Source organism: Arenibacter sp. ARW7G5Y1 (assembly GCF_003201775.1).
Taxonomy (GTDB): domain Bacteria; phylum Bacteroidota; class Bacteroidia; order Flavobacteriales; family Flavobacteriaceae; genus Arenibacter.
The window spans coordinates 191,058-212,708 of record NZ_QJJZ01000010.1; the positions used below are offsets into that span (position 1 = coordinate 191,058).

Below are 21,651 nucleotides of genomic sequence, written 5' to 3' on the forward strand. Positions count from 1 at the left end.
TCCTGTGTTCTATTAAAAAGACGACTCAAAAAAGACTTACACCTAGTGCTGGATCATAATTTTATTGGGAAACAGAGATAAATTCCCTTAAATGAAGCCTCATATGCCTAAGGGCACTGGCTATATGGCTATCTACCGTTTTGTGTGAAATGCCCATCTGCTCTGCTATTTCACTATGCCTTAAACCTTCTAGTCGGCTCTTTTTAAAAATATTTTTACATTTTTTCGGCAACAAATCTATGCTCTGTACAATTTTGCTTTCCAATTCATTTTCAAGTAACAGGGAGGCAGTTTCATCCTGAATAAAATTATATTGGATTTCAGATTTTATGCGATAACTATTATCTATATAATTCCTTTTAACCCTTTCGTGCTTCAATTGGTCCAGGCACAAATTTTTGGTCATGGTATATAAGTAACCATTAATATTGGTCACTTCGCCCAAAGATTCTTTATTTTCCCATATTTTAAGGAATACGTTCTGTACTATACTTTCGGCTTCCTGTTGGTAGAGTAGATAGCCTTTTGCAATTTGCACCAGTTTTTTATAGTAGAGTCTGAACAAGGTCTCAAAAGCATATTTCTCTCCCTTTTCCAAAAGGGAAAGAAAAAGCTCATTGTTGATATTAGGCTGGCCTTTTTTCAACTTATTTGTGGGTTTTAATATTCGGATATTCGGCTGTATCAAATTACCAATTCGGAAAGCATCCACTTCCCATGAATTTGGCCTACCGATAGCCCTAAATTTTCCCCATCACCATCCTGGTCATTTTAAATTTATTAGGTAATGCCCTCCAGCCCGATTTTTTTTCCCAGTAGCATCCCAACCATTGATAAATACAAATTCACCACAATTTAACAAAAAATTATAATTTAACCAAGAATCAATTTTTTTTACTCTATATATAATTATCGATTTTAGAATTTCTTAGTTTTAAAGATATTAATGGCCTATTTCTGCAATTTTTACCGGCCTATTTTCCTTTAATGATTTTATGGCCGCCAAGCCTATTTGCAGTGAACGAAGCCCATCGGTACCATCTACGGCCATGGTCTTGCCGTTTTTTAAACTGGCTACATAACTGGCCATTTCGCATTTGTAGGCTGCCGCATACCTTTCCAGGAAGAAATGGAGGGGCAGTGATCCAACTATTCCCTGTTTGGTATACAGCCTATGTGAATCTTCATAATTGTTATCGGCCTGAGCCATTCCTTTGGAACCAAATACTTCTATTCTTTGGTCATAACCGTAGGCGGCTTCCCTGCTATTGTCTATTACGGCCATGGTACCGTCGGTATAGGTCAAGGTTACAATTGCCGTGTCTATATCCCCGGCCTCACCTATAGCGGGATCGACCAATACAGCTCCTTTGGCATATACTTCCACTACCTCCTTGCCCACCACAAATCTGGCCATATCAAAATCGTGAATGGTCATATCCAAAAAAAGGCCTCCGGATTGTTGTATATAACTTACCGGTGGTGCACCTGGATCCCTACTTGTAATCTTTACCAAGTGGGGCTCTCCAACAGCTCCTTCTTTTACGAGCACATGAACCTTTCTAAACTCTTTATCGAACCTACGGTTAAAACCCAACATCAATTTAATATTGGTTTCTTTGACCACTTTTAAAACCTCTACCACTCTCTTAATGGATAGATCCAAAGGTTTCTCACAAAAAACATGGATTCCCGCTTTGGCGGCCATTTCCACATAATCGGCATGGGTATCGGTTGGGGAACAGATGACCACGGAATCGAAAGCGGCAACAGCCAATAGCGCTTCATAGGTATCGGTTATATGAGGTATGTTCTTTGCTTTTGCATATTCCCTACATTCTTCCATGGGGTCCATTACGGCTACCACTTCCACATCTTCCATCTGTAGTAAATTTTCCAAATGGATCTTTCCTATCCTGCCCAACCCTGCTACGGCGAATTTAACTTTTGTCATCGTTTTATATTTCTTAATGATAGTTTTCTCATTGTTTATTTAACTAAAGCCCCAAGGATTTTATATAATCCCTATTGGCCTGCGCACATATCTTTGGGTTTCCCATGCCGGGTAAAATATCCTGCTCCACTACGATCCAATCGTTGTACTTCATATCTTCCAACAATTTTACAATGGATTGAAAATCCACCGCACCTTTCCCCAGTTCACAAAACACCCCACGTTTAATGGCATCAAAATAATCCCCATTGGCCTCTTGGGAAGCCTGTGCCGCATCCGGACTGTAATCTTTAAAATGGACATGCCATATTCTATCCCCGTACTTTTTCAAGGCAGTTGCCGGATCTCCTCCGCCAAATGCATAATGCCCCATATCCAAACACAGGCCCAACAATTTCGGGTCGGTCAATGCCATAAGCTTATCAATTTCCGCGGGAGTTTCTACATAACCTGCACAATGATGGTGGAACACCGTCTTAATACCATAGGCATCCTTCACGGCCTTGGCAATCCTTTCCGCACCACCGGCATATACTTTCCACTGTTCTTCAGTGAGGCCCATCGCGGGGGTAATCCTCCCTGCATTTTTGGTGCGTTCCGGTACGGAACCATTATCATCTGCCAATACAATAAAGGAATTTTTATAACCGGCATTGAACATAAGCTCCGCCACTTTAAGAGCCGAACTTACCCCGGCTTCATGACGGTCTGTCTTGGCCAAGGCTACGGGCACGAAGGCACCCAAAAGCTCCAAATGCCTTTTATCCAACTCTGCTTTCAAAAGACCGGGAGTAGTGGGCATATAGCCCCAATCTCCCAATTCCGTACCTATATATCCTGTTTCCTTAATTTCGTCCAGTACCTGTTCAAAACCTATCTCTTCAGATTTTTCTTCCAGGTCAAATTCCAAGGCGCCCCATGAACAGGGAGCATTTGCGATTTTCATCATGTTATGATCCAATTAAAATTTTCTTGACCAAATGTTCGGCCATCTTTCTATAATCACCTTGGTCTGTGTAAAGAACTCTATGGCATGTTTGCCCTGACCGTGCAGGTCGCCAAAGAAGCTATCCTTCCATCCACTAAAAGGGAATTGTGCCATGGGAGCCGCTACCCCTATATTGATCCCTATATTTCCGGCATCGGCCTCATTTCTAAACCTTCGCGCATTGGCACCGCTACCGGTAAACAAGCAAGCCATATTGCCGTAATTGCCTCCATTCACAAATTTCAGGGCATCCTCTATATTTTTCATGGATATCAAACTCATTACCGGACCAAAGATCTCTGTTTTGATCAATTCCTTGTCCAAGGCTACATCCTCCAAAATGGTAGGATTTAGGAAGTTTCCTTTTTCATAACCCGAAATTGAGGCATTTCGGCCATCCAAAAGCACTTTGGCACCTTCATCTATGCCCTTTTGTATCAAGCCGGTTATCCTTGCCTTGCTTTCCGGAGTAATTACAGGTCCCATATTTATTTCCCTATCCAGACCATATCCGGTAGTACGGGATTTAACGGTTTCATAAAGGGCCTCTTTAATCTGTCTTTTTTGATCATCAACCGTAATGATCGTAGAGGCGGCCAAACATCTTTGTCCCGCACATCCATAAACAGAATCCGCGATTATTCTGGTGGACATTTCTATATCCGCATCGGGTAGGATCACTACAGGATTTTTGGCACCGCCCTGTGCTTGGACCCTCTTGCCATTGGCTGTTCCTTTGGAGTATATATATCTGGCAACAGGGGTACTTCCTACAAAACTCACCGCCTTAACGGTCGGATGTTCCAAAATGGCATCCACAGAGTCCTTACCACCGTGCACTAGGCTAACAAGACCCTTTGGAATATCCAATTGATCAATAAACTCAAAAATCTTCATCATGGTTATGGGCACCTTCTCCGAAGGCTTTACCACAAAGGCATTGCCCGTGGCAATGGCATATGGCAGGAACCAAAAAACGATCATACTTGGAAAGTTGAACGGGGTTATACAAGCTGCCACGCCAATGGGCTGCCTTATCATCATCTCATCTATTCCCGTAGCAATATCCTCAATAACGTCTCCGGCCATTAGCATTGGTGTCCCACAGGCCACCTCGATATTTTCGATGGCCCTTTGTATTTCCCCCACAGATTCCCCATAGGTTTTCCCGGACTCCTTGGTAATGATCTCTGCCAGCACTTCGGTGTTCTCTTCCATAAGGGCCTTAAGGTGATAAAGTACTTGAACCCGTTTTATTACAGGTACTTTACTCCATTCCTTATAGGCCTTGGAGGCGGTTTCTACGGCCAAATCAACATCCTTCCGGGTATCTTTTCCATAAGGCACCTTGGCCAAAACTTCCTGTGTGGCCGGGTTTACAATGTCAATAGTCTCTTTAGAGGTACTTGTGGTCCAAACACCATCGATATAATTTTTTAGAATTTCCATTTTTTTGTTGTTTATAATTTTTTTGAACATAGCAATGCTACTGGTTGTTCCAGAGCAAAACATAGATTAGAATAGTAACAGCACACAACCCAATGGACATGGGAATGGTATACTTCCAAGTAGTCAGGTTTACGGCGCCAACATCGGTAATTTCGTACTTGTTCCTGTTGGGATAAAAATGGGATACCGAATACATAATAGCTACGTTCAGCAAGAATTCTATTCCCCATAAATGAACAAAATGAATACCGTGGCTGGTATAGCCCCAAGTCATGAAAATGTAAAAACAGAGCCCAAATATCAGGGCCACCTTAGCCCCGGTTGCCGAGACTTTTTTCATAAAGAAACCTGCCAATAAAATAGAAGCGATGGGAATGAAAAATATCCCGTTAAGCTCTTGCAGCAATTGATACAATCCGTCGGAGGCATTGGCTACCATAGGCGCGGCAAAAATTGCCATTACCGCTAAAATGGCGGAAGTAACCTTTCCTATCCTTACAAGTTTGGTATCACTGACATCTTTTGCAATATGTTTTTTATAAATATCCATACTGAACAGGGTAGCCACAGAATTCAATACCGAATTAAAGGTACTCAATACCGCCCCCATGATTACGGCTGCAAAAAAACCTATCAACCAAACGGGCAATACCTTTTTCACCAATTGTGGATACACAGTATCCTGTTGGTCAAAGTAAGTGTCCTGAAAATAATAGTAGCATATTACCCCGGGCAACACAATTATCAAGGGAATCAAGATCTTAAAAAGACCGGTTATCAGAAGTCCCTTTTGGGCCTCCTTCAGATTTTTTGCCCCTAAGGCCCTTTGTATGATCGTCTGGTTCATTCCCCAGAAATACAGCTGATTAATGATCAGGCCCGTAAACAAAACTTCAAAGGGCAATACAGAATCCCTTGCCCCTACCACATTGAATTTCTCGGGGGCATATTCGTATACCTTTACCAATCCGTCCCAGATATTGTTATCCCCTATGGCCATCAATGCCAATATTGGTATTAAAAGACCTCCCAACAGGAGTCCAAATCCATTAATGGTATCGGAATAGGCAACAGCCTTTAACCCCCCAAAGATGGCATATATAGACCCTATGACCCCAATAATGACCACTGTTATCCACAACCCCTCGGATTTACTGACCCCTAAGGTTTCCGAAACACCAAACAGACTTTCAATGCCTATGGCCCCGGAATACAAAACGATAGGGAGTAGGGTCACCACAAATGAAAATATAAGAATAGCGGCCACCATGGTCCTTGTCATTCCGTCAAATCTACTTTCCAAAAACTGGGGTATGGTGGTCAATCCCATTTTTAAATACTTGGGTACGAAAAAAATAGCTGCTATAACAAGGGCTATAGAGGAGGTAACTTCCCAGGCTATTACAATAAAACCGTTTACATAGGAATTACCGTTCATCCCGATAAGATGTTCCGAAGAAATATTGGTCAGCAACATAGAACCTGCAATGACGATCCCGGTTAGACTCCTACCTCCCAAGAAGTACCCATCGGACGATGTTAAATTGGTTTTCCTAAGACTGTACCACGTAAAAAAGGCAACTCCTCCGGTAAAAACCAAGAATGAAGTTAAAATAATGATGAGTTCGGAATTCATAAGATTGGTTGGTTATGGTCTATAAATAATATTTCTGGGTCTTCTTGTTCTCCCTATAGGTTTCCAAAGATTTTTTAACCTCATCCTTCTCGGATACTTCGGCAACCGCAACATCCCACCAGGCAAATCCAGGAACCGCTTTTTTACGGTCCACCTCAATGTATATTACCGTGGTCCTGTCTATGGTCTTGGCCTTTTTAAGGGCGGAATTCAACTCTTTGGCATTGGATGCTTTAATAACATGGGCCCCCATACTTGCAGCATTGGCCGCATAATCTATGGGCAACAGGCCTCCGTCCAATTGATCGGTCTCTTCATTTCTATACCTGTAATAGGTCCCGAACCCTTCACTACCAAGGGAACTGGATAAGCTTCCTATACTGGAATAGCCATCATTGTTCAAAAGAATAATGGTCATTTTCTGTTTTTCTTGGATCGAGGTTACAATCTCCTGGGACATCATTAGGTAGCTACCATCACCGACCATTACATATATCTCGCTATCCGGGCGGGCCATTTTGGCTCCTAGGCCACCTGCAATCTCATAGCCCATACAGGAATATCCATATTCCAGATGGAAGCCTTTGGGATTTCTGGTCCTCCATAATTTATGAAGGTCCCCAGGCAAGCTACCTGCGGCACAAATAACGATATCTTCTGGCTTGGAAAAGGAATTTACAGCTCCGATCACTTCTCCTTGAAATGCCGGCACCTCATTCTTTTCTGCATAGATATCCGCAACAAATTGATCCCAGCTTTTATTGAATTTTTCTACTTTTTCACGATAATCCGTGCTTACTTTAAAATTGGACAGTTCATTATCCAAAGTTTCCAATATGGCTTTGGCATCACCTACCAATGGCAGTGCACCATGCTTAAAGGAATCGAATTCAGTAATATTTATATTGATAAAACGCACATTGGGATCTTGAAATGCCGATTTGGAGATGGTCGTAAAATCACTATATCTGGTACCTACCCCTATGACCAGATCGGCTTCCCTTGCCATTTCAATGGCACCCGGTGTACCGGTTACCCCTGCTGCCCCCAAATTTTGCGGTTCGCTATAATCCAAGGATCCCTTCCCCGCAAAGGTTTCGGCAACGGGAACCCCCGTTCTATTGACCAATTTTTTCAATATTTTAGTGGCATCGCTATAAATAGTGCCACCTCCTGCTATGATGATAGGTCTTTTACTATCCTTTATTTGTTGTACCGCCCTGGACAAGAGTGTTTTATCGGGCATAGTCCTTCCTATATGCCATACGCGTTTCTGAAACATTTCCACAGGGAAATCGAAGGCTTCGGCCTGAACATCTTGTGGAATGCACAAGGTTACGGTACCCGTTTCGGCCTGTGAGGTCAAAACACGCATCACCTCGGGCAAGGCCGTAATCAACTGTTCCGGTCTATTGATCCTGTCCCAATATTTGGATACTGGTTTAAAACAATCATTGACGGATATATCCTGACTTATGTTCGATTCCAATTGCTGCAAAACCGGGGCAACCTGTCTGGTAGCAAAAATATCACCGGGAATTAGGAGGACAGGAATCCTATTAATGGTTGCCGCTGCCGCTCCGGTGAGCATATTGGTAGCTCCTGGCCCAATAGAGGATGTACAGACCAAGGTCTGCAACCTATTCTTTACTCGTGCAAAGGCCGCAGCCGTATGCACCATACCTTGTTCATTCCTGGCCACATAAAATGGAAAATCGAGATTTTGATGTAAAGCCTGTCCTATTCCCGCTACGTTTCCATGTCCCAAAATCCCCAGACAACCGGCAAAAAATTTGTTCTGAATACCATCGCGTTCTACATATTGGTTCTTTAGATATTCAATGGTGGCCTGGGCCACTGTAAGTCTTTTTGTTTTCATCTGTTCTTCTTTATTTGTTTTAATAGGTCAGATGGAATGCCCTGAGAACATATCGGTTGACTTGATAAAGCCGTTAATGGGCATTTCATTGCTTATTGAATTAAAATCCTCCCTTTTGATTGATAAAGTCCATGGATTCCTCCAGAGTGGGCATAAAGTTGGCACAACCTTTTTTAGTGACTACCTGGGCGCCACTGGCATTGCCCATTCGGCAAGCCTTTTGCAAATCCCATCCTTGAAGGATCCCATATAAAAAACCGCTGGCAAAGGCATCCCCTGCTCCCAGCACATTCAAAACCTCAACTGGAAACCCGGGAACATCCTCCCTGGATCCATCCTTTTGGTATATACTGGCTCCTTTTTCCCCACGCTTCACGATCAGGGTCTCTATGCCGGAAGATAGTAGTTGCTTAATAGATACATCTATGTCACCTTTGATTTCCGGGGCGGAAATCTGTTGTTCCTTTATAGTCACTTGGGAGGCATTGATCAGGGTGGCGGCCAGAATCTCCTCTTCCGTTCCAATGGCCATTTTAACCCTAGGCAAAATAGCCCTAACCGTCAGCCCAAAGGCCCTGTAATCGTGCCATTGGTCCGCCCTAAAATCCAAGTCGAGCACAACATCAACATCATTTCTATTGGCTATTTCAGTGGCGTAAAAAGTAGCACTCCTAGTGGGCTCTATATTAAGTGCGGTACCATTGATCAACAATATTTTATAGTCAGGAATATTGGCTTTGTCCACGTCATCTATATCTACTTGGCTATCGGCCGCATTATCCCTGTAATAGACCAAGGGAAATTTATCCGGAGGTTCAATTCCCAACACTACCGCACTGCTCCTAGTCCCATTTTTTACGGGAATACAATGGGTGTTTACCCCTTCCCCATCCAGGAAGTTCAGGATAAACTCGCCAACCTTGTCATTGCCAACCGCGGTCAAAAGACTGGCATTGACACCCAATCTTGCACATCCCACGGCTATATTTAGGGGCGACCCCCCCACAAAGGCATCGAAGCCCTTTATATCATTGAAGGGAGCGCCAATATTCTGTGAATAAAGATCTATACTGGATCTTCCAAACGTGATTACATCAAATTTTTTATTGCTCATTTCCAATTATTGTTTATTCATTTCCGCGGTTACCAAGGGCAATCTTTTATCTTTCGAAGTCCATGAATTGTAGATCCATTCATGATCAGGATCTGTGGTATTGGCCAAACACTGATCGGTGCCGGCCAGAAAATTTAGATAGTAGCAATGAAATCCGTGTTCCGCTACTACGGGATGAAAACCTTTGGGTATCAGCACCACATCGTTATGTCTTGGCCTAACGATCTCGTCCAACGACCTATCCTTTGTATATACCTGCTGTATGGCGTAGGCCTCCGGCTTTTGAAACTTATAAAAATAGGTCTCCTCCTGAATTGGCTCCAAAACGGTTCCTTCTGCATCTACAAGGCGCTCATCATGTTTGTGGGCGGGAAAAGAACTCCAATTGCCAGAGGGAGTATATACTTCCCGCACTACTATTTTACTACAACCAAATCCTGGGGGTACCAGATCATTGAACTGCCGTGTGGCATTATCCCCTCCAAAAATTACCACGGGGGTATCCTCAGGGGTCACAAACTTGGCCGGAAAGTCCTCATCTACCTGGCACCAACCGTATCCAATATCCAAGGTATCGCTCAGGGCCGTCAATCTAAATTGGCTATTGCGCGATAGATACAAGGTATGTGCCACTCCACTAAAAACATCCTTTCGGCCATTTTTGGTTTCCCAATTGCCCTGATTGCTTTCCACCTTGAAATTACCGCTCAAAAGCACTATCACCATTTCGTTGTCCTGGGTATCATATTCCCAGGTTTCACCCTTGGACATTATCCTGGCCTCAAAATTGAGGTATTTCCAATTGGCCGATTTAGTTGTGATCTGATGGTATATTCCTGTTTCTGATTTTGGCTTTATTTGCAAATGTGAGTTGTGTTCCATAATTTTTATCTTAAATGTTCATGTCGCTTACTTTCCCCGTGGCGCCCAAGAGATCAAACTTTTCCAGCATAAATTTTTCGTATTCTGCCATATAGGTCTTCCCTGGAATTACAGGATCGAAGAGTTGGGGCGTATCCTTAAAAAATTCCCTATGCACCCGTGTCCACAACAATCTGGTATCTGTGGCGATATTGATCTTGCACACCCCATAGGCAATAGACTTCACAATCTCCTTGGGCGAAACCCCGGAAGCGCCTTCGTTCAGGCTTCCCCCTGCCCTGTTGATCCGTGCTATTTCCTCCAAATTAACGGCAGAGCCACCATGTAATACGATCGGAAATTTTGGCAACCTCCTTTGGATCTCCTCCAAAATTTTAAACTGAATACCACTGCCTCCGGAAAATTTGTAGGCCCCATGACTGGTACCTACGGCGACCGCCAAACTATCACACTCTGTTAATTCCACAAATTCCTGTACTTCTGACGGCTGGGTGTATTTGGCATATTTTTCGTCTATGGACAGATCATCTTCCACCCCGCTCAGCACTCCAAGTTCGGCCTCAACAAATATGTTTTTTTTATGAGCTTCCTCCACCACTGCCTTAGTTCTTTTCACATTATCCTTAAAACTATCATGGGAAGCATCGATCATTATAGATGTATAATCATTGGATCGTATCGCGTCAAAAGCATGTTCCTCGTTCCCATGGTCCATATGTACGGCATACACCGCTTTGGGATATATTTTGGATGCCGCATTGATCATGGCAATAAGCATTGCAGGATGGGCGTAGTTCCTTGCCGCTGGCGTTATTTGGACAATAAAAGGGGCCTTGGCCCTTGCTCCCGCACTAAAGAGTCCGAGAACCTGTTCCATGGTAAAAACATTGACGGCTGCAATGGCATATTTTCCATAACAGTGTTCAAAAAATATCTTTGGTGATAGGTGCATAAATATTTGAGTATTAAAAGTACCAAAGCATCAAGCTACTATAAATAAACGATAAAAATCACCCTTTAGAAAACAATTAATACCAAAAAAACATGCAAAGGTTTGCATTATATGCAAAATTACCTTACCAAAGGGTATTGGATTGGCAATAGCCGTCCTGAAGAGGTTCTGGGCAAATACATTAAGAAAAAGCCTTTAAGCCAAACTGAATGCAATTACTCTTTAAAGCAACCAATAAATCAGCTTTTACCTACTCTTTAAACAACTCCTCGATAGGTATACCAATACAGGCACTTGGAAATTTTATTCCCAACAACATAGATATGGTTGGAGCTATATCCGTAATACTATATTTTCTTGTTGAGGAGCCTTTGGGAATATTATTTCCATACCATAACAAGGGCACATGGGTATCATAGCTATAACCCGTGCCATGCTCGGTACCATATTTCCTTTCCTTGGCCCAGGAAGGATTAAACAATACAACAATATCGCCAGATCGTTTCATATGAAAACCCCGCTGTACCATGCCTTTCTCGTCCGATGTATATTCCAGCTTTTCAAGATCATTGCGTAGCAATACCTGAAAAACACTCTCTATTTTATAAAGTTCCTTTTTACTCTCTTCCAAAACAACATTGAAATCAAGTTGATTGGACACTATCTTCCTCATATCCAAAAACAATTGCCCATTGGACATATTTTCAACCAAACCTTCCACCTTGAAAACTGTCTCCAATCCTTTGTTTACTTTAGCTACTATGTTTTCCGAACTGTAATATCCTGCAGGTACTTTATTATTTATTAGATATTGGGGTACGTCGGTGGCAGCATGATCTGCAGTTAAAAAGAAGGTGTAGTTTCCTTCGCCCACTTGTGCATCCAATTTACGTAATAAGGAAGCAATATCTTGATCCAATCTTAAATAGGTATCCTCTATTTCAATAGAATTTGGACCAAAGGCATGGCCAATTTTATCAGTACTTGAAAAACTTATCGCCAAAAAATCGGTTTCCGCTCCCTGACCCATTTTTTCGCTTACCAGGGCTTCACCGGCCAACATAGCCAATATTGTATTTCCAAATGGAGTTTCTTGAAAAATGTCGAATTTATCTTCATCGGATAGTTTTCTGAATTCATAAGGGAAAGAGGCGTTGTTTTTATGATGAAAAACTTTTTCATAGGCTTGCTCATCAATAGTGCTCTCAGTATAGCTACCTATGGGCCGTATAGTTTTCCAACCATTTTTCAACAATGATTTTACATACCCTTTCTTATTGAATTTTTCAACCCATGCCGGAAGTTCTTGTTTGTAATAAGTACTTGATATAAAGTTTCCAGTTTGAGCATCATACCAATATGATCCATCTGACATATGTCCGCCCGGTAAAATGGCACCTCTATCCTTTAAAGAAATGCTTATTACCTTCGACTTACCATCATTTGACAATTGCAATTCATCCGTAATTGTTGTCGACAACATTTTTTGCGGCGAACGTTGCCCACTAGACCCTTCCCCTCCTATCGTTTGTGTGCTATAATCGTCTACATTATTAATTTCCTTTTTTAAAGTTCTATCATACCATTCATTTGCAATGATACCATGGTACTTTGGGGTAGTACCTGTATAAACTGATGCATGACCTGGGGCTGTTTTAGTGGGAATGTAATTGTAATGTGTATTTCTACATACAAATCCATCATTCATTAAGCGTTTAAAGCCATCATCGGAAAATTTATCTTGAAATCTATTTAGATACTCTGCTCTCATTTGATCAACAATAACACCAACAACAAGTTTTGTTTTTGCTTGAGGTTGTTGCGAAAAGCTGTTTACTGAATAGAGGCAACATAATACTATGAATAAGGTATGTTTAGTTAGACCATGCATGTTTAAATGAGGTTTAATATTATTTAAATGTAATTGATTATTTTAAATCGTCTCCAGCTATATCGCGCCAGTCGTATATATGAAATGTTTTATCTGTAGACATTGCAACAAACATTCCTTTGGGGAATTCATCCCCCAAACTAACGGAAGTTACTTCTGAACCATCGCTTTCAAGTGTCATTAATTCTACGGATTTAATATACTTGTGATTATGTGGGTTCCCTTCAGAACCTTCTCTAGAAAATATATTAAAGGTATTTTGTTGTTGGTCAGATATTAAAATATAGCCCGTTCCATTGTCCTTCTTATAAATGCTAATGCCTTCAATATCCCTACCAAATTCCTTTGTTCCAAATAAGGCCAATTCTTCATCTCCTTTGGCAGGATCTGCATGGTATTTACGAATCCCGAAATTTTCGTCCGAACAATACACATAACCTAATTCATTATCTACCGCAATGGCTTCAATTTCTTTTATTCCACTGTAGTTGCCAAAATCCCTGATTTTAGTAAGCTTCACTTTCCCTTTACCGTCATTATCTATACGGTACTGACATAGATAACCCTTTGAGGGTCCATCTTTAGGCCCTACAATAGCATATAATATTCCATCTTTGGGATTCTTGAACAAAGCAACTCCCATTGGATCTTTCTTTTCTCTGTCCTCAAAAACAGCCAATCCACCACCATCAATGGGCTTCATATCGGGCACACTAAAAATCCGTAGTTGATTTTTGCTCCTTTCCGTCGTTACAGCAATATCTATAGATTTACCATTTAAATTGTATCCATAAGCAATATCTACGTTGTTTGGCCTTTGAAGATCTGTAACACCTTTATCTTTAATGATTTTTCCCTGCAAATCAAAAACGTATAAACCACCACCATCTTCTTTGTCGGTGCCAATTATTAAGCTTTGGGAAGGATCGTTTTTATTTACCCAAATAGCAGGATCATCTGTATCAAAAACTACTTTTGCCGTTATATACTTAGGTTTTATAGCGTTTTTGGTATGCTGGGGCAGACCATCGGGTGCAATTATTAAATCGTCACCAGCAATATCTTCCCAAGCATATAGCTGAAAGGTTTTATCATCTGACATAGCCACGAACATTCCCTTGGGAAACAAATCGCCCAAGGATGCATTTGTAACCTCGGAGCCATCACTCTCCATAGTTGAAACATCAATAGATTTTACCAATACATGATGGTGTGGATTATCTGCTTTTCCTTCCCTAGAGAATAATTGAAATTTATTGGCTTGTTGATCGGAAACAATTATATAACCTGTGCCAATATCCGTTGTATAAATACTTATCCCCTCATGGTCTCCAGTAAAACCTTCTGTCGCGAAAAGTGCCAACTCCTCATTGCCCTTGTCCGTATCAGCATAATATTTACGTACCCCTACTCCTTCATCGGAATAATAAACATAACCCAATTCATCATCAACTACTATGGCTTCAATTTCCTTTTTTCCACTATATTTTCCAAAAGCCCGTACTTTTTCGGCAATAATATTTCCGTTTTCATCTCCCTTTAATTCGTATTGCCAAATATACCCATCCAGTGGCCCAGACTTTCTTCCAACAAAGGCATATACCTTGTCTTCCGGATTTTTATATAATGAAACCCCCATAGGGTCCCTTTGCCCTTCACCTTCAAAAACTTCAATGCCCCCATTGTCCAAAGGTGTCATTTCTGGAAGCCTAAATATTCTTATTTTATTGGTAAGGCGTTCCGTAACAACCGCAATGGAAAATTCTTCCTCACCCAGTTCAAACTCTTCAATGTCCACATTGTTTGGGCGCTTTAAACCTCTTACCGTTTTATCCTCAAGGATATTACCTTTTAAATCGTAGACATACAAGGCGCCGTCCTCATTTTTATCCGTTCCCAGTATTAAACTTTGGGAGGGATCCTCCTCATTTACCCAAATGGCTGCATCATCTGTATCATGTTTTACAGCCTGCGTAGTGATTTTTGGTTTTATCGCGTTCTCTGAAATAGTTGGTTTTGACTCACAAGCACTAATCAACATAGCGCATATTAAACTTAAGAGACTGGCTGCTGGGTTTGTTATCCTCATAATGTTAAATCTTTTTTCTTAAAATTTTTCCTGAATCGTTAAAAAGTATATCGTAAATTTTATCTCCTTTTTTAAGATCTATTTCATAAAATATCTGGTCATCCGCTGTTTTCACCAACTCGATATCTATAATTGAGTAATCACTTAATTTTTCAGCTATCGTATTGGATATGGCTACTGGAAGTTCACTTTTACCTATTTCCAATTCAGTTTCAAGCCAGTTCCCCGCTTTATCAAAATAAGAGGTGTAATTGAAGCCGTCCAGGGTGTAATGCAACCTGTATAGTTCTCTTTTCAGACTCCATTCAATATTGTGAGCTGAAGGCTCGAGTTCCAAGAATTTTAGTTGAACCTCTCTTGGAACGGTTTCCTTGTTACATGAACAAACCATAAACCCTATAAATACTATTAAAATTACTTGCTTCATATTTTATGTTTAGTAAACTTATGGGTTAATTCTGTAGAGAATCTGTCTATAATATTAAAAGTTCAAGTCAAAATTATGTAGTCCATTTTCATAGCTATACTTTAGCTGAATATTATATGCTAAACAAATTTTATTTATTATGGATAGCCCTAAGCCCAATGAATTTTTGTTTGATCTATTAAACCTTCTAAATTGATAGGTATCTATTTTGGATTGATTTCCGCTATTTGAAAACCTAATACAATTTTGCAATGTAATTATGTGTATTTTACCATTTGCAGTATTATGTTTAATGGCATTTCGTATCAAATTTGACACTAAAATCTCTATAAGGTTGGGGTTAATATCAAAGTATATTTGTTGTTCTAATTCCGTTTCTATCATTAGCCCATTAAGCTCAATGACTTCTATATAGTGCTGAACTTGGCTCTTTACCACTTCCGTTATATCTATTTTCTCTGAATTATCATAAGCACCAGATTCAATTTTAGCCAACAAGGTTAGGCCGTGGTTTATTTTTGATAACCGCAAGCAACTATTATAAATTGATTTTAGAGGCTTCAACTCAACATCCGTTAGCTTTTCAGACTGCAAAAGAATTTCGCATTTGTTACGAATTATGGCCAAAGGGGTCTGGATCTCATGTGCGGCATTCTCGGTAAACTCTTTAAGATTAAGGTAATCATAATGAATTTTTTCAATCATAATATTCAACATATTATTGAGCTGATTGAATTCTTGCGTATTCGTCTTGCTGAAGTCTATAGATTGTGTACTTCCAAGTTCATAATTCTTTAAAGTGATAAGTGTTTCCTTAAAAGGCCTCCATAAACCTCTTGAAATAAAAAGGTTACCCAATATAAGAAAGGCTAGCAACCCTAAAAAAACCATTAACATTGGTTTTAATATCTCTACCACCAAAAGGTTCGATTCTATTAACGATTTGAAGATGGAGATGTCATAATAAGCTGTTCCTATTTTGCGAATGACATTTAATTTTCGGTAGGAATGGAATTCATCATCAATAATATCATAGACTATGGTGTCCGTGAACATTAAATTATCTATTTCTTCCTGGTTCGTTGAAATCTTAATTATTTGCTCATAGTTGTTCAAGGCTTCAATAGGAATATCATTGACTAATTGTGTAGTGGCAATTTCTTCCCTGTTTACTAGAAAATCATTGATATCGTTATCAATAACATTATTAAAATTAATGAGGATAATAAAACCGGCAACGGCAAAAAAAAGCAACGAAGCCATGGCATAATAAAGCGATGTTTTAACTAATAATTTCAAACTTTTTGGAATTTGTACCCCACGCCATAAATGGTAGAGAGATAATCGTTACCGCCTGCATTGACAATTTTTTTTCTTAAGTTTTTTATATGACCATAAATAAAATCGAAAGAATCGAACATATCCGTATCATCGCCCCATAAATGCTCCACTATTGATTCCTTGGTTATGACCCTGTTCTCATTACTTATAAAATAAAGTAACATTTGATACTCTTTTTGGGTCAGGGTAATGTTTTTATTGTTTACTGCAACTTCATGAGAGACTGTATTTATTTTAATGTCTCCAAAGTCTATAGTATTGTTGCCGTGAAACTGTTTTCTTCTAATTATCGATTTTATTCTGGCATTCAGCTCGTTAAAATCGAAAGGTTTTGTAAGATAATCGTCTGCTCCTATATTTAAGGCAGAAATTTTGTCATCTATGGCACCATGGGCACTTAAAACAATGACTCCAGTATTTTTATTTATTTTTTTTAGATATTCCAAAACTTCAAGCCCGCTGCCATCTGGAAGACCAATATCCAAAATAATGGCGTCATATTCATGCATATATACCTTTTCTTTGGCCATTGACGCTGTGGATACCGCCTCGCATAGAAAGTTTTCCCCTTTAAGGAATTCGATTAAGTCATCCTGAACTTCTTGTTCGTCCTCTATAATTAATAATTTCATGCTAGTTTGTTACCTCTTATTTTATATAATGTTGATTAGAAAAGTATGAAATAATTCCACCCTTATGAATAATAGGTAAAGAAAAAAAAGGTTAGATATCCATCTAACCTCTTGGTCACTGACAAAACTAATTAAACTTCACTCCTTTTTTATTTCCGTGGTATAGATTACATTGCCTTTATAGTTGATGACTTGCACCAACATTCGACTTTTGGTTATAGAAACCGCCATAAACCCCTGAACAGAAGCGGCAAACTTTGATATGCCATCTATCATACCCGTTTTTCTAACTTCTGAACCTGCTCCTGAAATAAAATGATGGGTCTTTCCTTGCGGTTTAATATATTGTAAATCGTGCTCATGTCCTGCAAAATAAACATCTGCATTGCTTCTCTTTAGAATTGGTTGCAGTGAATTTCTTATTTGTTCCGTGTCCTCTATCCGTTTTCCTCCAGAATATAATGGATGATGGCCCGAAAAAATTGTCCAATCTGCTTTTGGCTTTGAGGTAATGATGCTATCTATCCATTTTATCTGTTGAGTAGAATCCTGGGTCTTAACATTAACATAGGCCTCTTCCGAATAATATTTCTTTTCGAACGGACAGGTATCCAAAAATAAAAAATCAACATTCAACCCAGTGTCTTCATCATTAAAACTATAGTCATAATATCGTGATGGCATATTCCACCGTTGGCTTTTATAGGTGTATTCTATTTGGGCCTGAGGGTTCCCCCTATAATCGTGATTGCCCAACACTACATGCCACGGAATTTCAAGATGGTATCCTTTATAAATATTTTCAAAGGAAGCCACCCAGTTGGGGTCGTCTATACTTGCCACACCATTAGGGTAAAAATTATCGCCCAAGGCTATAACAAATTCCGCATCTAGGGCCTCTGCAACCTCATCCATTCTATCAGCCACATGTTGTTGGTTATAATAGCCTTTTCGTCCCCAATCCCCAATCACTAGGAAATGTAAAGCATCCTCCAAAACCACTAGACTATCTGTTACTTTATAGTTGTCGACCAAAGGCATCTCATTCCTATCTACCTTTGTGGCGCTACAACTATAACCAAAAAGGAATAGTAGAAATATCGCGGTAAGCTTATTCCAAATGTTTTTCATAGAATATAAATTAAAAATGGCGGAGAATATTTTTAGAAATTAAACCTTATACCCAACCTGCCCCAAGACCCATATCTTGTCCTAAAACTGGGAGTGTTTTTGGTATTGTAAAATTCCCTTTCGTCCTCATCAGTTAGGTTTACCAACTCCAGAAAAGCTGTCAGTTTATTTTTACTAAATGATTGGCTCATGGAAAAATCCCACTGATGTCTACTTTCCACATTAATTATATCCCCACCATCAAACTCACTGATATAAGATCCATTATAATTAAATGACAATCTTGCCTTGAACCCACCAATATTGTAAGCTAGAGCTGCATTACCAATATTATCCGCTTGCCCTGGCAGGTCTATCTCGCTTAAATCTGCCCCTTGTGCAAAATTGGCAACATTGGCTTCAGATGCCGTATGCGTATAATTTAAATATACCACGAGGCCCTTAAGTACGCCGGGCAAAAAGCTTAAATTCTGTTGATATCCTATTTCAAAACCTACTAAGGAGGCATCATCCCCATTCACGGATTGGGTAACCTCTATGTCCGGTATGCCCCTAAAGGTCTGATCTGTAGTTTGCTGATAAATGAAATCATTTAATTTTTTATAAAAAACGCCTCCGGACAGTAGTCCTAGAGTACCAAAATAGTGCTCCCCATAAATATCGAGGTTCGTAGCCCTTACCGGTTTAAGGTCTGGATTAAAAATTGATGCTTCTTCACCGTTAAAAGTTGCTCCTTGAACAAGATCTTGGAAATTAGGTCTGGAATAGGATTTGGTTATGGAAGCACGCAAAATGTCGTTATCGCTTATGTTGTATTTAAGATGAAACATGGGCAAAAGAAAACCATAATCATTGGTCCCACTTACCGGCACAGCTTCTTCGGTCTCTTCGTCCCATTGTCCGGAAGCATAATCAAAATTGGTTTTTTCGTACCTTACCCCGGCTAGGAGCATAAGTCTGTTCAATTGTATTTTGCCCTGTACATAACCGGCAAACACATTTTCTGTTGCCTTGTATTCCTGTAAGGCCTTTTCTTCGGCCGCCTTTGCAAAATCCCCCTCAAAGTCCCCTTTATTACTGTTGAAGTAAGAATTGAATTCATTTCTGTCCGTGAAAGGGCCTACATCCTGATTAAATTCACCATCCATAAACCCAGAATACACATGATTATCCGCAAAATCACTCAAGAAAAGGTCATCATCTCCCTCATACCCATAACTTTCAAATTTGTCCACAATAAAACGTTTGTCCTTGAACCTAAGCTTACCTCCAATTTTCAGCTCGCCTTGCCTTTCAGAAATATTTAAAGGAAAAGCTGCATTTATTTTAGCGGTAGTGTTGTGGTCTTTAGCAGTTGTAACCTCATTTTCCCACTCATCCAATGCTAAAAGGGCCGCATTGCCTACCTGGGCATTTTGCCCATCGTAGGTGAAGCTATTGAGCTTTGGACTATAACGATCGGCGATGTCAAGGCTCCATGTAACATCCTCCGCGTTTTCAAACACCGATTTTTCGTTTGCCTCCGTTTTCTGAAATGCCTCGGAATAGGCTACTTCATAATCCAAAATTACCTTTGACCCAGAGTAATTCCCCCCAAGATTAAAGCTGTACACCCCCTGATTCTCTGGACGATATTTGAGTTCCTTGGAAACCCCATATTCCAAGACATCATCGTCCTCCTCGGATTCCAATTTAAGTCTTCTTCTTTGCTCAACTTCCCTTAATTCACTGTACAAAGTCCTAAAATAAATCTGACTTTTTCCATTAAATTTATAATCCAATGTTGCATTGGCCCCAATGCGTTTTCTAGAGACCTCATAACTGGTAATTTCCACCTCATCCAACCCTTCAGGATTGTCCTTATCCCAACCATCAAATGAATATCTCTCCGAAAATTTTTCGCTAGGCGCGTAACTACCCCCAACTATAAAACCAAACTTATCGTTGTTGGTTCGTTTGCTCAAGGTAACATTCCCTTGAGCAGTTGTCTTCTCCGAAGAATTATTATACTCTCCGCCCAAGGAACCTGAAACCTCCAATTGCTTTTTGTAGGCTGTTGGGGTTTTTAGGTTGACAGAACCTCCAACTGCATCTCCATCCATATCCGGAGTAATGGATTTTGTTATTTCTATTGACGCCAACTGATTGGAAGGTATGGCATCCAAAGCAACAAATCGGGAATCGCCCTCAGGAGAAGGAATTTGTTCTCCATTTATACTAATATTGGTAAACTGTGGAGCCAATCCGCGTACCAATATAAAGCGTCCATCACCTTCATCGCGCTGAAGATTCACCCCAGTTACCCTTTGTAGGGATTCCGCTGAATTCTGATCAGGGAATTTTCCCATTTGATCTGAAGAAACAACATTTTTAAGGTTATCGGCTGACTTTTGCTGGTTTAGTGCCTTAATTTGTCCGTCCAAGGAACCTGCCAAGATTATTTCGTTTAATTGGGTCGCTTCCATTTCGAGTTCAAAATTGACCACCTTGGTTTCCCCTGCTTTAACTTCAACGCTTATAGTCTTAGTTTTTTCCCCTATATAACTAACTTCCAATTCAAAATTACCAGAATTAACAGCAAGGGAATACTCACCATCAAAATTTGTGGTTGTGCCAATATAAGAGCCTACTATTTTTATATTTGCACCTGGCAGTGGATTTTGTGATTCCAGATCTTTTACCGTGCCCCTAATTAATCCCTTGTTCTGAGACTGGGAATAAGCAAAATGGGAAGAACAAAAAATACCGGTCAACAATAGAATTAAAAATATCTTATTTTTACAGTACTTAGATTTCATTTTTGTTGATTTTAGTTGGTTGATATTTAGAATATAAAAATAGGTTTCAATTCTGTTTAAAATCTGTACTGCCAATATTAATAAGTTATTGTTAACTATATTTTGCCGACAAGTAATGTTTTTGTAAACAAAAGGGGGATATATTTGGGTCTTGACCAATTGTTGTGTTTATACAAATATTGTTGGTAGCCTAATTAGGAAGAATTCCGTGTTTTTGACTCCTCTGAACTGGGCCCTCAATGGGTAATGATTTATCGACACTATGTTAGAGTGGACATAATAAAGAACCGGCCTATTTTCAATTTACTTAAGTGGTTATTATTGTTTTTTATAGGTTTTCGTGAATCTTCGATTTCGTATTAAATCAAGTGGTTTTCACATTGGAAGGTGGAAGGCGTCCATAGAGCATTTCACCCAAGTGAAAGCGGCCTGGACGCCGGGGCCGTGGAAAGTGCGTAGATTTAAAGAAAATTAAAATCAGCTTGGCC

The 21,651-nt window shown here is 40.0% G+C and carries 16 protein-coding genes and 1 pseudogene; all 17 read right to left on the reverse strand.

What is annotated here, in order from left to right; genetic code table 11:
- Nucleotides 1-61 precede the first annotated feature (61 nt).
- The 17 genes and pseudogenes from C7972_RS15375 to C7972_RS15450 all read right to left on the reverse strand — a co-directional run bounded on the left by C7972_RS15375 (nucleotide 62) and on the right by C7972_RS15450 (nucleotide 21,163).
- A complete protein-coding gene (locus C7972_RS15375) occupies nucleotides 62-646 on the reverse strand; it encodes an RNA polymerase sigma-70 factor (RefSeq protein WP_181422907.1) in 585 nt (194 codons plus the stop codon).
- Between the two features lie 297 nt (nucleotides 647-943).
- On the reverse strand, nucleotides 944-1,954 hold the full coding sequence (gene iolG, locus C7972_RS15380; protein WP_110357062.1) for an inositol 2-dehydrogenase: 1,011 nt from the start codon (nucleotides 1,952-1,954) through the stop codon (nucleotides 944-946).
- Nucleotides 1,955-1,997: 43 nt separating this feature from the next.
- Nucleotides 1,998-2,903: a sugar phosphate isomerase/epimerase gene (locus C7972_RS15385; RefSeq protein ID WP_110357063.1), complete on the reverse strand. Its 906-nt coding sequence runs from the start codon at nucleotides 2,901-2,903 to the stop codon at nucleotides 1,998-2,000.
- Nucleotides 2,904-2,915: 12 nt separating this feature from the next.
- On the reverse strand, nucleotides 2,916-4,391 hold the full coding sequence (locus tag C7972_RS15390) for a CoA-acylating methylmalonate-semialdehyde dehydrogenase (protein WP_110357085.1): 1,476 nt from the start codon (nucleotides 4,389-4,391) through the stop codon (nucleotides 2,916-2,918).
- Nucleotides 4,392-4,428: 37 nt separating this feature from the next.
- Nucleotides 4,429-6,027 carry a solute:sodium symporter family transporter gene (locus tag C7972_RS15395; protein ID WP_258364877.1) on the reverse strand — a complete coding sequence of 533 codons (1,599 nt, stop codon included), beginning with the start codon at nucleotides 6,025-6,027 and terminating at the stop codon, nucleotides 4,429-4,431.
- A 19-nt stretch (nucleotides 6,028-6,046) separates the two neighbouring features.
- Nucleotides 6,047-7,906: a 3D-(3,5/4)-trihydroxycyclohexane-1,2-dione acylhydrolase (decyclizing) gene (gene iolD, locus C7972_RS15400; protein ID WP_110357064.1), complete on the reverse strand. Its 1,860-nt coding sequence runs from the start codon at nucleotides 7,904-7,906 to the stop codon at nucleotides 6,047-6,049.
- Between the two features lie 100 nt (nucleotides 7,907-8,006).
- Nucleotides 8,007-9,020 carry a 5-dehydro-2-deoxygluconokinase gene (gene iolC / locus C7972_RS15405; RefSeq protein ID WP_110357065.1) on the reverse strand — a complete coding sequence of 338 codons (1,014 nt, stop codon included), beginning with the start codon at nucleotides 9,018-9,020 and terminating at the stop codon, nucleotides 8,007-8,009.
- 6 nt (nucleotides 9,021-9,026) lie between these two features.
- Nucleotides 9,027-9,902: a 5-deoxy-glucuronate isomerase gene (iolB, locus tag C7972_RS15410; RefSeq protein ID WP_110357066.1), complete on the reverse strand. Its 876-nt coding sequence runs from the start codon at nucleotides 9,900-9,902 to the stop codon at nucleotides 9,027-9,029.
- A gap of 10 nt (nucleotides 9,903-9,912) precedes the next feature.
- A complete protein-coding gene (locus C7972_RS15415; RefSeq protein ID WP_110357067.1) occupies nucleotides 9,913-10,854 on the reverse strand; it encodes a class II fructose-bisphosphate aldolase in 942 nt (313 codons plus the stop codon).
- A gap of 250 nt (nucleotides 10,855-11,104) precedes the next feature.
- Entirely contained in the window at nucleotides 11,105-12,745 is a 1,641-nt protein-coding gene (gene pafA, locus C7972_RS15420) for an alkaline phosphatase PafA (protein ID WP_110357068.1), read from the reverse strand.
- A 37-nt stretch (nucleotides 12,746-12,782) separates the two neighbouring features.
- Nucleotides 12,783-13,805, reverse strand: coding sequence for a phytase (locus C7972_RS24445; protein ID WP_375334788.1), 1,023 nt, complete (start codon nucleotides 13,803-13,805; stop codon nucleotides 12,783-12,785).
- Nucleotides 13,803-14,834: pseudogene (locus tag C7972_RS24450) on the reverse strand (phytase); the annotation flags it as partial. The gene C7972_RS24445 and the pseudogene C7972_RS24450, both read right to left, overlap by 3 nt.
- A 4-nt stretch (nucleotides 14,835-14,838) precedes the next feature.
- Nucleotides 14,839-15,261 (reverse strand): PepSY-like domain-containing protein, encoded by a 423-nt coding sequence (locus C7972_RS15430; protein WP_110357069.1) that lies wholly within the window; start codon nucleotides 15,259-15,261, stop codon nucleotides 14,839-14,841.
- A 54-nt stretch (nucleotides 15,262-15,315) separates the two neighbouring features.
- Nucleotides 15,316-16,560 carry a HAMP domain-containing sensor histidine kinase gene (locus tag C7972_RS15435; protein ID WP_146216335.1) on the reverse strand — a complete coding sequence of 415 codons (1,245 nt, stop codon included), beginning with the start codon at nucleotides 16,558-16,560 and terminating at the stop codon, nucleotides 15,316-15,318.
- On the reverse strand, nucleotides 16,557-17,234 hold the full coding sequence (locus C7972_RS15440) for a response regulator transcription factor (protein ID WP_110357071.1): 678 nt from the start codon (nucleotides 17,232-17,234) through the stop codon (nucleotides 16,557-16,559). The genes C7972_RS15435 and C7972_RS15440 overlap by 4 nt, the downstream gene beginning before the upstream one ends.
- A gap of 138 nt (nucleotides 17,235-17,372) precedes the next feature.
- Nucleotides 17,373-18,365, reverse strand: a complete 993-nt coding sequence (locus C7972_RS15445; protein ID WP_110357072.1) for a tartrate-resistant acid phosphatase type 5 family protein — start codon at nucleotides 18,363-18,365, stop codon at nucleotides 17,373-17,375.
- Nucleotides 18,366-18,397: 32 nt separating this feature from the next.
- Nucleotides 18,398-21,163: a TonB-dependent receptor gene (locus tag C7972_RS15450; RefSeq protein WP_146216336.1), complete on the reverse strand. Its 2,766-nt coding sequence runs from the start codon at nucleotides 21,161-21,163 to the stop codon at nucleotides 18,398-18,400.
- Nucleotides 21,164-21,651: the final 488 nt, after the last annotated feature.

Bases quoted from the DNA above. Each gene is read 5' to 3' on its own strand.
- iolC (WP_110357065.1), bottom strand. From the start codon at position 9,020: ATGAGCAATAAAAAATTTGATGTAATCACGTTTGGAAGATCCAGTATA.
- pafA (WP_110357068.1), bottom strand. From the start codon at position 12,745: ATGCATGGTCTAACTAAACATACCTTATTCATAGTATTATGTTGCCTC.
- C7972_RS15440 (WP_110357071.1), bottom strand. From the start codon at position 17,234: ATGAAATTATTAATTATAGAGGACGAACAAGAAGTTCAGGATGACTTA.
- C7972_RS15390 (WP_110357085.1), bottom strand. From the start codon at position 4,391: ATGGAAATTCTAAAAAATTATATCGATGGTGTTTGGACCACAAGTACC.
- C7972_RS15395 (WP_258364877.1), bottom strand. From the start codon at position 6,027: ATGAATTCCGAACTCATCATTATTTTAACTTCATTCTTGGTTTTTACC.
- iolD (WP_110357064.1), bottom strand. From the start codon at position 7,906: ATGAAAACAAAAAGACTTACAGTGGCCCAGGCCACCATTGAATATCTA.
- C7972_RS15415 (WP_110357067.1), bottom strand. From the start codon at position 10,854: ATGCACCTATCACCAAAGATATTTTTTGAACACTGTTATGGAAAATAT.
- C7972_RS15430 (WP_110357069.1), bottom strand. From the start codon at position 15,261: ATGAAGCAAGTAATTTTAATAGTATTTATAGGGTTTATGGTTTGTTCA.
- C7972_RS15385 (WP_110357063.1), bottom strand. From the start codon at position 2,903: ATGATGAAAATCGCAAATGCTCCCTGTTCATGGGGCGCCTTGGAATTT.
- C7972_RS15450 (WP_146216336.1), bottom strand. From the start codon at position 21,163: ATGAAATCTAAGTACTGTAAAAATAAGATATTTTTAATTCTATTGTTG.
- iolG (WP_110357062.1), bottom strand. From the start codon at position 1,954: ATGACAAAAGTTAAATTCGCCGTAGCAGGGTTGGGCAGGATAGGAAAG.
- C7972_RS15445 (WP_110357072.1), bottom strand. From the start codon at position 18,365: ATGAAAAACATTTGGAATAAGCTTACCGCGATATTTCTACTATTCCTT.
- iolB (WP_110357066.1), bottom strand. From the start codon at position 9,902: ATGGAACACAACTCACATTTGCAAATAAAGCCAAAATCAGAAACAGGA.